The following is a 13,875-nucleotide window of genomic DNA, read 5'->3' on the forward strand; positions in this document are numbered from 1 at the left end:
CCGAGAATCCACATGCGCGTCCCCGTGACCATCCGGGACACTGGCGCGTGTGCTCCTGACCCTGACCACCACCATGCCGCAGGCCACTGACCTGGGCTTCCTCCTGCACAAGCACCCGGACAAGGCGCAGACGTTCCCCGTGTCCGCGGGTTCCGCGCACGTGTTCTACCCACGCGCCACCGACGCCGAGTGCACCGCGGCGCTGCTGCTGGAGGTCGACCCGATCGCGCTGGTTCGTGGCGACCGAGGTCAGGGGCTGTTCCAGTACGTCAACGACCGGCCGTACGCCGCCAGTTCGATGCTGGCGGTGGCGCTGGGGTCGGTATTCCGGACGGCCATGAACGGCCGCTGCGACGTGAAGCCGGAGCTGCCGGGGCGGGAGATCCCGCTCAGCGTGCACCTGCCGGTGGTACCGGCGCGCGGCGGCGCGGATCTCGTGCGGCGGCTGTTCGAGCCGCTGGGCTGGGCCGTGGGCGTTGAGCAGATCGAAAGCTCCCGCTACGTCGACCTGAGGCTGGCCGGCACGCTGCGGCTGGCCGACGCGCTGAACCACCTGTACGTGCTGCTGCCCGTGCTCGACGACGCAAAACACTACTGGGTGTCCCACGACGAGGTCGACAAGCTGCTGCGGGCCGGCGAGGGCTGGCTGGCCGCGCACCCGGAGCGGGAGCTGATCAGCCGCCGATACCTTGCGCACCAGCGGGGTTACGTCCGATCGGCGCTGGAGCGGCTGGGCGAGGTGGACGAGTTCGACCCGGAGGACGCCGAACCCGGTCCGGAAAAATCGACACTGCGCCGAGAGTCCCTCGCGGAGCTGCGGCGCGCTGCCGTGCTGGCGGCGCTGCGGCAGTCCGGGGCCCGGCGCGTGGTCGACCTCGGCTGTGGGCCCGGGGCGCTGCTGCGTCTGCTGGTCAAGGACCCGCAGTTCGAGGAGATCCTCGGTGTGGACGTGTCGACGGCGGCGCTGCGCACGGCTGCCGACCGGCTCAACGACCGGGAGCTGCGGCGCGTCACCCTGCGGCAGTCGGCGTTGACGTACAAGGACGCGGAGCTGGCCGGTTACGACGCGGCGGTGCTGATGGAGGTCGTCGAGCACCTCGACCCGCCGCGGCTGCCGGCGCTGGAGCGGTCGGTGTTCGGCGCGGCGAAACCGCGGACAGTGATCGTCACTACCCCGAACGTCGAGTACAACGTGCGGTACGAGGGCCTGGCGGCGGGCGCTTTCCGCCATCCGGACCACCGGTTCGAGTGGACCCGGGCGCAGTTCGCGGCGTGGGCGGAAGCCGTTGCCGCCCAGCATGGTTACCGCGTCCAGTACCTTCCCGTCGGAGAGCCGGACCCGGAGCTGGGTCCGCCGACGCAGATGGCCGTCTTCAGCCGGGAGGAGGAGGCGTCATGACCGAGCTCGTCATCCCGCAGCTGTCGCTGGTCGCGCTGGTCGGCGCCTCCGGCTCGGGCAAGTCCACCTTCGCCCGCAAGCACTTCCGGCCGACCGAGGTGATCTCCAGTGATCACTGCCGCGGCCTGGTGTCCGACGACGACAACGACCAGTCGGCCACCGGCGACGCGTTCGACGTGCTGCACTACATCGCCGGCAAGCGGCTGCACAACGGCCGGCTGACCGTCGTGGACGCGACCAACGTGCAGCGCGAGGGGCGGGCGTCGCTGGTGCGGCTGGCCCGCGAACACGACGTGCTGCCGGTCGCCGTCGTGCTGGACCTGCCGGAGTCCGTGTGCTTCCAGCGCAACGAGGCCCGGCCGGACCGAGACTTCGGTGTGCACGTGATCCGGCGGCAGCGCAACGACCTGCGCCGGTCGCTGCGCTTCCTGGAGAAGGAGGGCTTCCGCCGCGTGCACGTGCTGCGCACGGTCGAGGAGGTCGAGGCCGTGACGATCCGCCGCGAGCCGCTGGTCAACGACCGGCGCGGCGAGACCGGGCCGTTCGACATCATCGGCGACGTGCACGGCTGCCGCGCCGAGCTGACGGAACTGCTGGCACGGCTGGGATATCACGTCGAAGGCGACTTCGCGTCGCACCCGGCGGGGCGCCGCGCGGTGTTCGTCGGCGACCTCGTGGATCGTGGACCGGACACGCCGGGCGTGCTGCGGCTGGTGATGAACATGGTCGCCGCCGGCACGGCGCTGTGCGTGGCCGGAAACCACGAGAACAAGCTGGTCCGGGCCCTGCGCGGGCGCAACGTGCAGGTGACGCACGGGCTGGCGGAGTCGCTGGCGCAGCTGTCCGAGCAGCCGGAGGAGTTCCGCAAGCAGGCCGAGCAGTTCTGCTACGACCTCGTGTCGCACTACGTGCTGGACGGCGGCAAGCTGGTCGTGGCGCACGCCGGGCTGCCGGAGCGGTACCAGGGGCGGGCGTCCGGCCGGGTGCGCAGTTTCGCGCTGTACGGGGAGACGACCGGGGAGACCGACGAGTACGGACTGCCGGTTCGGTATCCGTGGGCCAACGACTACCGCGGCAGCGCGACCGTGGTGTACGGGCACACGCCGGTGCCGTCCGCCGAGTGGGTGAACAACACCATCTGTCTGGACACCGGGTGTGTGTTCGGCGGCCGGCTGACGGCGCTGCGGTATCCGGAGCGGGAGCTCGTTTCCGTTGCGGCGGAAAAGGTCTGGTACGAGCCGGTGCGGCCGTTGGCGCCGGTGGAAGCGGTGCGGCCGCCGGACGAGCTGGACCTCACCGACGTGATCGGCAAGCGGACCGTGCAGACGGCCAACCACGGCCGGCTGACCGTGCGCGCGGAGAACGCGGCGGCGGCGATCGAGGTGATGAGCCGGTTCGCGATCGAGCCGGCGAAGCTGCTGTACCTGCCGCCGACGATGGCTCCGGTGGCGACGTCGCAGCGCCCGGAGGTGTTGGAGCATCCGGAGGAGGCGTTCGCCGGGTACCGGCACGACGGCGTGGATCGGGTCGTGTGCGAGGAGAAGCACATGGGCTCACGGGCCGTTGTGTTGGTGTCGCGCGACGGCGGTGCCGTGCACACACGGACCGGTCGGTCGTTCTTCGACGAGGAACTGACCGGGCAGCTGCTGGAGCGAATCCGTTCTGCCATCGCGAAGGCCGCGCTTTGGTCTACTTTGGACACTGACTGGCTGCTGCTCGACTGCGAGCTGCTGCCGTGGAACGCCAAGGCGGGCGCGTTGATCCGGGAGCAGTACGCGGCGGTCGGCGCGGCGGCCCAGGGTGCTCTGCCGGCAGCCGTCGACGTCCTGCGCGAGGCGTCCCACCGGGGCGTTGACGTGACGGAACTGTTGGCGCGCACGGAGTCCCGGGCCTCGAACGCCGCCGCCTACCGCGAGGCGTACGAGCGGTACTGCTGGCCGACCGAGGGCCTGAACGGCGTGCGGATCGCCCCGTTCCAGCTGCTCGCGTCGGAGAAGGCCACGTACCACGACCGCCCGCACTCCTGGCACCTCGCACTGGCCGACCAGCTCTCCGCCGCCGACCCGGAGTTGTTCGCCAGCACGGCAAACCTGACCGTGGACACGACCGACCCCGAGTCGGTCAGGGCCGGCGTGCGCTGGTGGGAGGAGCTGACCGCGGCCGGCGGCGAGGGCATGGTCGTCAAGCCGATGGCCAACCTGACGCGCGGCCGGCGCGGGCTGGTGCAGCCGGGGCTGAAGGTGCGCGGGCGGGAGTACCTGCGGATCATCTACGGGCCCGACTACACCGAGCCGGGCAACATCGACCGGCTGCGGCAGCGTGGCCTCGCGGCCAAGCGGTCGCTGGCGGCACGGGAGTACGCGCTGGGCATCGAGGGACTGGAGCGGCTGGCCCGCGGCGAGCCGCTGTGGCGCGTGCACGAATGCGTGTTCGCCGTGCTGGCGCTGGAGTCCGAACCCGTGGATCCGAGGCTGTAGATGATCGAGCACACCGTGTTGTCCGTGATCGTCGGCTCGCACGCGTACGGGCTGGACACCGACGAGTCCGATGTGGACCGCCGGGGCGTGTACGTGCCGCCGACGCGGCTGTTCTGGACCTTCGAGAAGCCGCCGACCTCGGTGGACGGGCCGGAGCAGGAACGGGTGAGCTGGGAGGTCGAGCACTTCCTCGCGTTGGGGCTGAAGGCCAACCCCACCGTGCTGGAGGTGCTCGCTTCCGACCTCGTCGAGACGTGCACTCCACTGGGCGAGGAGCTGCGGGCCCTGCTTCCGGCGCTGCTGTCCCAGCGGGCCGCCGACAGCTTCCGTCGGGCCACCGCGCAGCAGTTCGCACGGGCCGCCGCCGCCATGGCCAGCGGCGGCACGCCTCGGTGGAAGCAGGTCATGCACGTGATCCGACTGTTGACCCTGTGCGACCGGCTACTGACCACCGGAGAACTGGTGATCAAGGTCGGCGAGCACCGGTCGCAGCTGCTGGCCGTGCGCGAAGGCGACGTGCCGTGGAAGGACGTCGTGAAGTGGGTGGAGGATCTGCGCGACCGCACCGCGCGGGCCGTGCTCCGCTCCCCGCTGCCCGCGGTGCCCGACACCGCCGCCGTCGAGGACTGGCTGGTGTCGGTGCGCCGGAGATCCGCTTTGGAGGAACTGTGACCGCCGTGGACGTTCCCGGGCTGCGTGAGGTCGTCGCCGAACAGCCGTACCGGCTGCTGTTCGCCACCGTGTCCGGCGCGCACCTGTACGGCTTCCCGTCCGCCGACTCCGACGTGGACCTGCGGGGCGTGCACCTGCTGCCCGCCGACGAGGTGATCGGGCTGCGGCACGGACCGGAGACGCTGGAGCGGATGTGGCTGCGGGACGGGGTCGAACTCGACCTCGTCACCCACGACCTGCTCAAGTTCGTCCGACTTCTGTTGCGCCCCAACGGTTATGTTCTCGAGCAGCTGCTGTCCCCGCTGGTCGTCCAGACCTCCGACGCCCACGCCGAGCTCGCCGGCCACGCCGCCGGGTGCATCACCCGGCGGCACGCCCACCACTACCGGGGCTTCGCCCACACCCAGTGGCAGCTGTTCGGCCGTAACAACGAGCTCAAGCCCCTGCTCTACACGTTCCGGGCCCTGCTCACCGGCATCAACCTCATGCGCACCGGCGTGATCGAGGCGGATCTGTCCGTGCTGGTCGAAAGCCTCGACGGGCCGTCGTTCCTGCCCGAGCTCATCGCCGCCAAGGCCGCTGGCGAACACCTCACCCTGACCGGCGGCCCGTCACCGGAGCAGCTGTGGCAGACCTACGAGCAGTGGCTGGCGGAGTTGGTCGCCGCGCAGGAGAAGTCCACGCTCCCCGAGCAGCCCTCGGCCGAACCCCAGCTGCACGACTTCGTGGTCCGACTCCGACTCACAGCCTGAACCCCCGGCGAGTCCCGCTCACCGTCACACCGAAAGCGCGAAACCGATTCACGCATTCGGTGTGACGCTCGGCGGGACTCGCCGGGGTCGGGTGCGGGCCATCAGGACGATGCTGACGATCAACGTGGTCAGGATCAGCCCGTGGTAGGTGAGGTCGGGCACCGACTTGGGGCCGGGGCCGCTGCTGATGGCGGTGATGCCGACGACGGTGCCGAAGGCGGCGAAACCGCTGGTCCACAACGCCACCGCGCGGCGGCCGCGCAGCGCGAAGAAGGCGCCGACGGCCATGACCACGCCGATCAGGGCCTCGGGCCCGGCGGCGCCCGGCTCCCACTCGACGGTGAGGTGCAGCAAGGACGCGACCAGGAAGGTGGCGGCCTCGACGATCATCAGGTAACCGAATCCCCGTGGCATGCGGCCAAGCCTCCCCGCAACGCCCGCGAACCGCGTCGGCCCGGAGGCGACACCCGTACGTACGCCCGAGCGCGTATCAGCCGAGCAGCTTGAGCCACGGGTGGTCGGGGTGCTGGCGGCTGATCAAGTCGGCGCAGCGGTGCCGCCCGGCGGCGTCCAGCCACGGCAGGGTGGCGACCAGGTCGGCCTCGTCACGGGCGAGGGCGTCCCGGGCCTTGAACAGGATCACCAGCTCGGGCCGCAGGTAGCGGATGCCGCGCCCTTCCCAGGTCGCCTCGGCCAGCGGCAATGCCAGCGACGGATCCCGCTGGTAGACCCACTTGCCGTCGCGGTCGTCGGTGAGCTTGATGTCCAGCAGCCACGGCGCGGACGCGTGCTCGCGGATCCACAGCTGGCCGGCCCACGACGGCAGGTCCTCGCCCCAGGTGACCGGCTTCAGGGCCCCGTCACCGAAGGCCCATACGTGGAACCGGGCGGAGAAGTGCTCGATCACGGCCGGCAGGTCGCGGCGGAAGACGCCGAGGTCGATGTCGCGGTGCTCCCGGCGCACGGCCGCGTACGCCTCGATCGCCCACCCGCCGCAGATCCACCACGGCACGTCGAGGCCGGCACACAGCGCCGCCGCGTCGTCGGGCTTGACCATCCCCCAAGGCCCGTACCACGCGGCGACGTCCGACCCGCCCACCTACTCCCCGGTCTTCGGCGTCGGCTCGTCCGGCGGGTCGAAACTGGCCGGCACCCGCTTGAGGTGCTTGGTCATCGACCGGATCAGGAACGCGACGGCGACGAAGAAGAGGATGAGCACGACAAAACCGACGGGCGTGGACTTGCCGAAGTCCTCCCCCTGACCGCCCTGGTCGGTGTTGGCGGGTGTGGTGGTGGCGGTGGTCGTCTCGGCCAGCGCCACCCCCGGGACCGGAAGACCGGTCACACGTGCACCTTCTCTCGAACTCCGGCGAACAGGTCGTCCTCGGGCAGCGTGGTGTCCACCAGCGACCGGACGAGCTCGTACTCCTCGGTCGGCCACACCTCGCGCTGCAGGTCCAAGGGTACGGCGAACCACCGGGAGGTGGGATCGATCTGGGTGGCGTGCGCCCGCAGCGCGGCCAGGCCCTGCTCGAAGTAGTCGGCGCAGTCGACCTGGGTGGTGACCCGCTCCATGTTGTCCTTGCGGTTCGGGTCCCAGTTGGCCAGCCACTCCTCGTACGGCGACTCCAGGCCCCGGGCCAGCAGCGCCTCGTGGAACGCGACCAGCTTGGCCCGGGAGAAGCCGTGCGAGTAGTACAGCTTGGACGTCTGCCAGGGCTCGCCGGCCTCGGGGAACTGGTCGGGGTCGGCGGCGGCGTCGAAGGCCGCGACGGAGACCTCGTGGCAGCGGATGTGGTCGGGGTGCGGGTAGCCGCCGTTCTCGTCGTAGGTGACGATGACGTGCGGCCGGAACTCGCGGACCACCCGGACCAGCGCCTCGGTGGACTCCTCCAGCGGCACCAGCGCGAAGCAGCCCTCGGGCAGCGGCGGCTTGGGGTCGCCCTCGGGCAGGCCGGAGTCGACGTAGCCGAGCCAGCGGTGCTGGATGCCGAGGATCTTGGCGGCGGTGGCCATCTCCTCGCGCCGGATCTCGGCCATGTTCTCCAGCACGTCCGGCCGGTCCATGGCCGGGTTCAGGATGCTGCCCCGCTCGCCGCCTGTGCAGGTCACGACCATCACGTCGTGGCCCTCGGCGACGTAGCGCGCCATTGTGGCGGCGCCCTTGCTGGACTCGTCGTCGGGGTGTGCGTGCACTGCCATCAGGCGCAGCTTCTCGGCCATGGTCCCCTCATCGTCGTATCCACCCTGCCCGCCGGCCTCACCGGGGGCCCAGGGATACTCAACCGGGCGGTCAGAGCCATTGTTCCAAAGGGGTCCGACAGTCCCGAGCGAGGAGGCGACATGGTCACACAGCGTGAGCTCCCGGCCGGCCGCTACGGCTCCCGGGACAAGCGTCGTGGCCCGCGCTGGGCGTACTGGGCATTACTCGGCGTGTTCGTCGTGGCCGGCCTGGTGGTGGCCTACGTGGCGTACGTCAACCTGGGCGACGGCCCGATCACGACCGAGGCCGCCCGGTACACCGTCGTCGACGACGGCTCGGTCAGGTTCGGCTTCACCGTCACCCGCGACGACCCGTCCAAACCGGCCGACTGCATCGTCCGGGCCCGCGCCGGCGACGGCGACGAGGCCGGCGTCCGTGAGGTCTACGTGCCCGCGGGCGGCGCCCAACGCACGGTCGACACGGTGGTGCACACCTCGAAACGAGCAGTGATCGTGGAGGTGTACGGCTGCTCGTACCAGGTGCCCCCTTACCTGAAGAACAACTAGCCGCCAAGCGGGTGAACCGGCCCGCAAGCAGTCGTGGACCTGCGAAAATTCCGACGCCGGGCACTGGCGGCGTGCTAGAATCGTTCGACAGCACGGCCCCTTTCCACGGGCCGTGTTTTTCCGTTCCGGGCCTCACGGCCCGGAAGTTCCCGGCATGCCATTGGCATGTCGGTGCCCGCGTGTCCGACATGGGCCCGGAGTACGACGAGGAGTTGGTGACCGTGAGCGAGACCCAGGTGACCTGGCTGACCCAGGAATCCTACGACCGGCTCAAGCACGAGCTTGACGAGCTGATCGCGAACCGCCCGGTCATTGCCGCCGAGATCAACGCTCGGCGTGAGGAAGGCGACCTCAGGGAGAACGGCGGGTACCACGCCGCCCGCGAGGAGCAGGGCAAGCAGGAGGGCCGGATCCGTCAGCTGCAGGAGCTGCTGCGCGCCGCCAAGGTGGGCGAGGCGCCCGCCAACGACGGCACCGCCGAGCCCGGCAAGGTGCTCACCGTCCGTTACGAGGACGACGAGGACACCGAGCAGTTCCTGCTGGCCACCCGCGAGGAGGGCGCGGAGGGTCCCCTGGAGGTGTTCTCGCCTGCGTCCCCGATCGGCCGCGCGCTGCTGGGCGCCAAGGAGGGCGAGACCCGGGAGTACGAGCTGCCCAACGGCAAGAACATGAAGGTCACGCTGGTCAAGGCGGTGCCCTACACCGGCTGAGCCACGGCCTTGCCGCCCTGGTCGCCGCTCACGGTGACCAGGGCTTTTGCTCGTTCGCGACCCGCTGCAGCAGCGGCCGGACCCGCGGCTCGATCGGCGTGGACAGCGCGATCGCCGTCGACGTCCGCTGCACGCCCGGCACCGCGACCACCTCGTCCACGACCCGCTGCAGGTCGTCGTTGGACCGCGCGACCATGCGCACGTGCAGGTCGCCCTGCCCCGTGGTGGCGTGCACCTCGCAGACCTCGTCGATGGCGGCCAGCTGCGCCGCCACCTCGGAGCGGCGCCCCTGGGCGATCTCCAGCACCGCGAACGCCGTCAGCCCGTAGCCCATCGCGGCCAGGTCGACCGCGGGCGGGAAGCCGCGCAGGATGCCCCGCTCGGCCAGCCGATCCAGCCGGGCCTGCACGGTGCCGCGGGCCACGCCCAGTCGGCGCGAACATTCCAGCACCCCCAGCCGGGGCTCGTCGGTGAGCAGCAGCAACAGCCTCGCGTCGAGCGCGTCCATCGGTTCCCGGTCCATCTGGTCAGTCTGCCCAGTTCTGCCGGCGATATCCACGGTTGACTGGACATCATGTCCAGTGAAATCACCGGCTGTTGCGCACGATGTCGTCGCGAAGGATCCTTCGGCTAGCTGATTGCACACCGCCACGGGGAGGGTTCCGCCATGACCGAGATGTTGGACGACGTCAGCTTCGAATCGCTCAGGCAGCTGGTCGGGCTGGTCGACTACGACGCGTCGAAGGACCCGTTCCCGGTCAAGGCGATGGACGCGGTCGTGTTCGTGGCCGGCAACGCCACCCAGACCGCGTGGTTCTACCAGGTGGCCTTCGGCATGCAGCTGGTCGCCTACTCCGGCCCGGAGACCGGCAACCGCGACCACAAGTCGTTCGTGCTGAAGTCCGGCTCGGCCCGCTTCGTGATCAACGGCGGCGTGTCGCCGACCAGCCCGCTGCTCGACCACCACCGCAAGCACGGCGACGGCGTGGTCGACCTGGCGCTGGAGGTCGGCGACGTCGACCAGTGCATCTCGCACGCCCGCGCCCAGGGCGCGACCGTGCTGGAGGAGCCGCACGACGTCTCCGACGAGCACGGCACGATCCGCCGCGCCGCCATCGCCGCGTACGGCGAGACCCGGCACACCCTGATCGACCGCTCCCGCTACAACGGCCCCTACCTGCCCGGCTACGTGGCCAGGACCAGCACCGTGAAGCGGCCCGAGGGCGCGCCGAAGCGGCTGTTCCAGGCCATCGACCACTGCGTCGGCAACGTCGAGCTCGGACGCATGGACTACTGGGTCGAGTTCTACAACCGGGTGATGGGCTTCGTGAACATGGCGGAGTTCATCGGCGACGACATCGCCACCGACTACTCGGCGCTGATGAGCAAGGTGGTGTCCAACGGCAACCACCGCGTGAAGTTCCCGCTCAACGAGCCGGCCATCGCCAAGCGCAAGTCGCAGATCGACGAGTACCTGGAGTTCTACGACGGCGCCGGCTGCCAGCACATCGCGCTGGCCACCAACGACATCATCGCCACCGTGACCGCGATGCGCGACGCCGGCGTCGAGTTCCTGGACACCCCGGACTCCTACTACGACGACCCGGAACTGCGGGCCCGGATCGGCGAGGTGCGGCTGCCCATCGAGGTGCTCAAGCAGCACCGGATCCTGGTCGACCGGGACGAGGACGGCTACCTGCTGCAGATCTTCACCGCGCCCATCGGCGACCGGCCGACCGTGTTCTACGAACTGATCGAGCGGCACGGCTCGCTGGGCTTCGGCAAGGGCAACTTCAAGGCCCTGTTCGAGGCGATCGAGCGCGAGCAGGAACGCCGCGGCAACCTGTGACGCCGCTTCGGAGCCCACGTGAGCCACTCACGTGGGCTCCGAAACGCACGCGAGCCACTCACGTGGGCTCCGAAACACACGCGAGCCACTCACGTGGGCTCCGAAACACACGCGAGCCACTCACGTGGGCTCCGAAACACACGTGAGTGGCTCATGTGCGCTTCGAAACGCACGTGAACCACTCACGTAGAGGAAAGAGGGGCGCCGTCAGCGAAGGACGGTGAAACCCGCACTGCGCAGGGCGGTGACGAGTTCGGCGCAGTGGTCGACGCCGCGGGTCTCCAGGTTGAGGGAGACCTCGGCCTCGCCCAGCCGGAGCTCGTCGGACATCCGGGTGTGCTCCACGTCCAGCACGTTCACGCCGAGGTCGCCGAGCATGGTGAGCAGGCCGGCCAGGCTGCCGGGCTTGTCGTCGATGCGCAGGCGCAGCGCGAGGTAGCGGCCGGCGGCGCGCATGCCGTGCTGGATGATTTGCAGTAGCAGCAGCGGATCCACGTTGCCGCCGGACAGGACGGCGACGACCGGCCCCTCGAACCGGCCGGGATGCTGCATGAGCGCGGCGACGGTGGCCGCGCCGGCCGGCTCGACGACCTGCTTGGCCCGTTCCATGCACAGCAGCACCGCCCGGGCCAGCGAGTCCTCGGTGACGGTGACGACGTCGTCGACCAGGTCGCGGACGTGCCGGTAGGTCAGCGCGCCGGGCTTGGCGACGGCGATGCCGTCGGCCATCGTGCGCACGCCCGGAAGCTTCACCGGCGAGCCGGTGCTCAGTGACTCCGGCAGCGCGGCGGCGTTCTCCGCCTGCACGGCGACGACCTTCACGTCCGGCCGGGTGGCCTTGATCGCCGCGGCGACGCCGCCGACCAGCCCGCCGCCGCCCGCGGCCAGCAGTACCGTGCCGACGTTGGGCAGCTGGTCCAGGATCTCCAGGCCGATCGTGCCCTGGCCGGCGATCACGTCAGGGTGGTCGAACGGGTGGATGAACACCGCCCCGGTGCGCTGCGCGAAGACGATCGAGGCGGCCAGCGTCTCGTCGAAGGACTCGCCGGTCAGCTTCACGTCGGCGCCGTAGCCGCGGGTCGCCGCCAGCTTCGGCAGCGGGGCCCGGCGCGGCATGAACACCGTCGCGGGAATGCCGAGCAGCGAGGCGCCGAGGGCGACGCCCTGGGCGTGGTTGCCGGCGCTGGCCGCGACCACGCCGCGCGAGCGTTCCTCGGCATCGAGGCCGTGCATGCGCACGTAGGCGCCACGAATCTTGAACGATCCAGTGCGCTGGAGGTTCTCCAGCTTGAGGTACACCTCGCCGCCGTGGATGTCGCCGAGCACCCGGGAATGCTCCATCGGCGTCTGCCGCACCACGGTCGAGAGCAGCTTCCGGGCCGCGTGCACCCGCTCGACGCTGACCAGCTCCATGGCACCCGATCCTGCCAGTGTGCTGTCGGCTGCCACACCGGCGGCCCGTTACGGGTACGCTTGACGCATTCTCACCCGGCGACGGTGACCACTGAACCACGCGCGGTCATCGGCACGTAGAGGACAACTACGCCGGGACGTGGACATCGTGGAGGTGGCATGGCACGCGTGGCCCGCATCGCCGGGGTGCTGCCGCTGATCGGGGCGGTGGCGTCCGCCGCGGCACTGGCTGGGGCAGCCGTGTTCACCGTGTCGCAGGCCGGCTGCGCCGACGCCGGGCACTACGTGGTCAACGGCAACGTGGTGGAACTCGTCGGCAGCTGCGTCGACAAGCAGGACTTCCCCGGCGCCAAAGACGCCGCGACCGGCCTCCGTCCCTGACGGCAAGCTCTGTTCGGAAGGGGGCATTCCTGGCGTTGGGCGCCAGGAATGCCCCCTTCCGAACGTCTAGGCCAGGGCGGCCAGCAGGTCCTCGACCAGGTCGTCGGCGGACTCGATGCCGACCGACAGGCGGACGAGGTCGTCCGGCACCTGCAGGGCCGAGCCCGCGGTGCTGGCGTGGGTCATCTTGCCGGGGTGCTCGATCAGCGACTCGATGCCGCCGAGCGACTCGGCCAGCGTGAACAGCTTGGTGCGGGCGCACACGTCCAGCGCGGCCTGCTCGCCGCCGGCGACGGTGAACGACACCATGCCGCCGAACCGGCGCATCTGCTTGGCGGCGACCTCGTGACCGGCGTGCTCGACCAGGCCCGGGTAGTACACCCTGGTCACCTTCGGGTGGTTGACCAGCGCCTCCACCACGCGCTCGGCGTTGTCGCTGTGCCGGTCCATGCGCACCGCCAGCGTCTTGAGGCCGCGCAGCGTCAGCCACGAGTCGAACGGGCCGGGCACCGAGCCGGCGGCGTTGCGCAGGAAGGCGAACTTCTCGTGCAGCTCGTCGTCGGAGGTGACCAGCGCGCCACCGACCACATCGGAGTGCCCGCCGAGGTACTTCGTGGTGGAGTGCAGCACGATGTCGGCGCCGAGGCCCAGCGGCGACTGCAGGTACGGGGTGGCGAAGGTGTTGTCCACCACCAGCCGAGCCTCGGCGTCGTGCGCGATGCCGGCCAGCGCGGCGATGTCGGCGATGCCCAGCAGCGGGTTGGTGGGCGTCTCCACCCAGATCGCCTTGGTCTCCGGGCGAACCGCGGCCCGGACGGCGTCCACATCGGACAGATGCACCGGCGTGTGCTCGACGCCCCACTGGCTGAGCACCTTGTCCACGAGGCGGAAGGTGCCGCCGTACGCGTCGTCCGGGATGATCACGTGGTCGCCGGGGCGGACCAGCGCGCGCAGCGTGATGTCGGACGCGGCCATGCCGGACGCGAAGGCCAGCCCGTGCCGGCCGCCCTCCAGTGACGCGAGGCACTCCTCGAGCGCGCTGCGGGTGGGGTTGGCGGTACGCGAGTACTCGTAGCCGCCGGCCCGCAGCCCGCCGACGCCGTCCTGGGCGAACGTGGAGGTCTGGTAGATGGGCACGATGACCGAGCCGGTGTGCGGGTCAGGCTCCTGCCCGGCGTGAATCGCCCTGGTCTCGAAACCGTGTCGGGCGGTGCTGTCCGTCATGTACAGAGCCTACGTTGCGAAACCGGCCGGCCCGAGAGGCCGGTGACGACCGCCACCGGGCCCCTTCGCACGTAGGTAGCCGCCGGTCACGGGGGCCGAGGCCAGCACGATCAAGACGATCGCCAGCACCCGTCCGGCGCGAACCCGAGTGAGTATCGGATTGCCGAGTCCTCTCACAACAGAACGCCGCCGGGAGGTTCACAGTGGAACCTCCCGGCGGCGTCCGGAA

At 70.5% G+C, this 13,875-nt stretch carries 15 protein-coding genes; 8 read left to right on the forward strand and 7 right to left on the reverse strand.

Annotated features, from left to right (window positions below):
* Positions 1-49: 49 nt before the first annotated feature.
* From BJ998_RS14565 to BJ998_RS46565, 4 genes are read left to right on the forward strand one after another with little or no spacing between them, the layout of a single operon-like run.
* Positions 50-1,399, forward strand: a complete 1,350-nt coding sequence (locus BJ998_RS14565) for a 3' terminal RNA ribose 2'-O-methyltransferase Hen1 (protein ID WP_184862068.1) — start codon at positions 50-52, stop codon at positions 1,397-1,399.
* Entirely contained in the window at positions 1,396-3,876 is a 2,481-nt protein-coding gene (locus BJ998_RS14570) for a polynucleotide kinase-phosphatase (RefSeq protein WP_184862070.1), read from the forward strand. Before BJ998_RS14565 ends, BJ998_RS14570 begins: the two co-directional genes overlap by 4 nt.
* Positions 3,877-4,548 (forward strand): nucleotidyltransferase domain-containing protein, encoded by a 672-nt coding sequence (locus BJ998_RS46560; protein ID WP_221338012.1) that lies wholly within the window; start codon positions 3,877-3,879, stop codon positions 4,546-4,548.
* Complete coding sequence (locus BJ998_RS46565) at positions 4,545-5,300, forward strand: nucleotidyltransferase domain-containing protein (protein ID WP_221338013.1); 756 nt, start codon at positions 4,545-4,547, stop codon at positions 5,298-5,300. Before BJ998_RS46560 ends, BJ998_RS46565 begins: the two co-directional genes overlap by 4 nt.
* Before the next feature lie 48 nt (positions 5,301-5,348).
* Here BJ998_RS46565 and BJ998_RS14580 read toward each other — a convergent pair whose 3' ends face one another.
* From BJ998_RS14580 to mca, 4 genes are all read right to left on the reverse strand, one after another.
* Positions 5,349-5,714 carry a hypothetical protein gene (locus BJ998_RS14580; protein WP_184862072.1) on the reverse strand — a complete coding sequence of 122 codons (366 nt, stop codon included), beginning with the start codon at positions 5,712-5,714 and terminating at the stop codon, positions 5,349-5,351.
* Positions 5,715-5,790: 76 nt separating this feature from the next.
* Complete coding sequence (locus tag BJ998_RS14585) at positions 5,791-6,399, reverse strand: sucrose phosphorylase domain-containing protein (RefSeq protein WP_184862074.1); 609 nt, start codon at positions 6,397-6,399, stop codon at positions 5,791-5,793.
* Positions 6,400-6,621, reverse strand: coding sequence for a hypothetical protein (locus BJ998_RS14590; protein WP_376775997.1), 222 nt, complete (start codon positions 6,619-6,621; stop codon positions 6,400-6,402).
* 20 nt (positions 6,622-6,641) lie between these two features.
* Positions 6,642-7,523 (reverse strand): mycothiol conjugate amidase Mca, encoded by an 882-nt coding sequence (gene mca, locus BJ998_RS14595; RefSeq protein WP_184862076.1) that lies wholly within the window; start codon positions 7,521-7,523, stop codon positions 6,642-6,644.
* 120 nt (positions 7,524-7,643) lie between these two features.
* Here mca and BJ998_RS14600 point away from each other — a divergent pair, with 120 nt between their 5' ends.
* The gene (locus BJ998_RS14600) at positions 7,644-8,069 is read left to right on the forward strand and encodes a DUF4307 domain-containing protein (protein ID WP_184862078.1); all 426 of its coding nucleotides are present in this window, start codon (positions 7,644-7,646) and stop codon (positions 8,067-8,069) included.
* A gap of 188 nt (positions 8,070-8,257) precedes the next feature.
* Complete coding sequence (greA, locus tag BJ998_RS14605; protein WP_221338737.1) at positions 8,258-8,779, forward strand: transcription elongation factor GreA; 522 nt, start codon at positions 8,258-8,260, stop codon at positions 8,777-8,779.
* A 28-nt stretch (positions 8,780-8,807) separates the two neighbouring features.
* On the opposite strand, the gene BJ998_RS14610 is transcribed toward greA, so the two are convergent.
* Entirely contained in the window at positions 8,808-9,302 is a 495-nt protein-coding gene (locus tag BJ998_RS14610; protein WP_184862080.1) for an Lrp/AsnC family transcriptional regulator, read from the reverse strand.
* A 144-nt stretch (positions 9,303-9,446) separates the two neighbouring features.
* On the opposite strand from BJ998_RS14610, the gene hppD reads away from it, so the two are divergent.
* On the forward strand, positions 9,447-10,628 hold the full coding sequence (gene hppD / locus BJ998_RS14615; protein WP_184862082.1) for a 4-hydroxyphenylpyruvate dioxygenase: 1,182 nt from the start codon (positions 9,447-9,449) through the stop codon (positions 10,626-10,628).
* Positions 10,629-10,835: 207 nt separating this feature from the next.
* Here the strand turns inward: hppD and ilvA are convergent, their stop codons facing one another.
* Positions 10,836-12,041, reverse strand: a complete 1,206-nt coding sequence (gene ilvA, locus BJ998_RS14620) for a threonine ammonia-lyase (RefSeq protein WP_184862084.1) — start codon at positions 12,039-12,041, stop codon at positions 10,836-10,838.
* A 159-nt stretch (positions 12,042-12,200) separates the two neighbouring features.
* Here ilvA and BJ998_RS14625 point away from each other — a divergent pair, with 159 nt between their 5' ends.
* Positions 12,201-12,422, forward strand: a complete 222-nt coding sequence (locus tag BJ998_RS14625; RefSeq protein WP_184862086.1) for a hypothetical protein — start codon at positions 12,201-12,203, stop codon at positions 12,420-12,422.
* A 66-nt stretch (positions 12,423-12,488) separates the two neighbouring features.
* Here BJ998_RS14625 and BJ998_RS14630 read toward each other — a convergent pair whose 3' ends face one another.
* Positions 12,489-13,646, reverse strand: a complete 1,158-nt coding sequence (locus BJ998_RS14630) for a cystathionine gamma-synthase (protein WP_184862088.1) — start codon at positions 13,644-13,646, stop codon at positions 12,489-12,491.
* Positions 13,647-13,875: the final 229 nt, after the last annotated feature.

The organism is Kutzneria kofuensis (genome assembly GCF_014203355.1).
Taxonomy (GTDB): Bacteria; Actinomycetota; Actinomycetes; order Mycobacteriales; family Pseudonocardiaceae; genus Kutzneria; species Kutzneria kofuensis.

Coding starts and splice junctions, on each gene's coding strand:
- hppD (WP_184862082.1), top strand. CDS start 9,447: ATGACCGAGATGTTGGACGACGTCAGCTTCGAATCGCTCAGGCAGCTG.
- BJ998_RS14600 (WP_184862078.1), top strand. CDS start 7,644: ATGGTCACACAGCGTGAGCTCCCGGCCGGCCGCTACGGCTCCCGGGAC.
- BJ998_RS14580 (WP_184862072.1), bottom strand. CDS start 5,714: ATGCCACGGGGATTCGGTTACCTGATGATCGTCGAGGCCGCCACCTTC.
- BJ998_RS14610 (WP_184862080.1), bottom strand. CDS start 9,302: ATGGACCGGGAACCGATGGACGCGCTCGACGCGAGGCTGTTGCTGCTG.
- BJ998_RS46560 (WP_221338012.1), top strand. CDS start 3,877: ATGATCGAGCACACCGTGTTGTCCGTGATCGTCGGCTCGCACGCGTAC.
- mca (WP_184862076.1), bottom strand. CDS start 7,523: ATGGCCGAGAAGCTGCGCCTGATGGCAGTGCACGCACACCCCGACGAC.
- BJ998_RS14625 (WP_184862086.1), top strand. CDS start 12,201: ATGGCACGCGTGGCCCGCATCGCCGGGGTGCTGCCGCTGATCGGGGCG.
- BJ998_RS14570 (WP_184862070.1), top strand. CDS start 1,396: ATGACCGAGCTCGTCATCCCGCAGCTGTCGCTGGTCGCGCTGGTCGGC.
- ilvA (WP_184862084.1), bottom strand. CDS start 12,041: ATGGAGCTGGTCAGCGTCGAGCGGGTGCACGCGGCCCGGAAGCTGCTC.
- greA (WP_221338737.1), top strand. CDS start 8,258: ATGGGCCCGGAGTACGACGAGGAGTTGGTGACCGTGAGCGAGACCCAG.
- BJ998_RS14630 (WP_184862088.1), bottom strand. CDS start 13,646: ATGACGGACAGCACCGCCCGACACGGTTTCGAGACCAGGGCGATTCAC.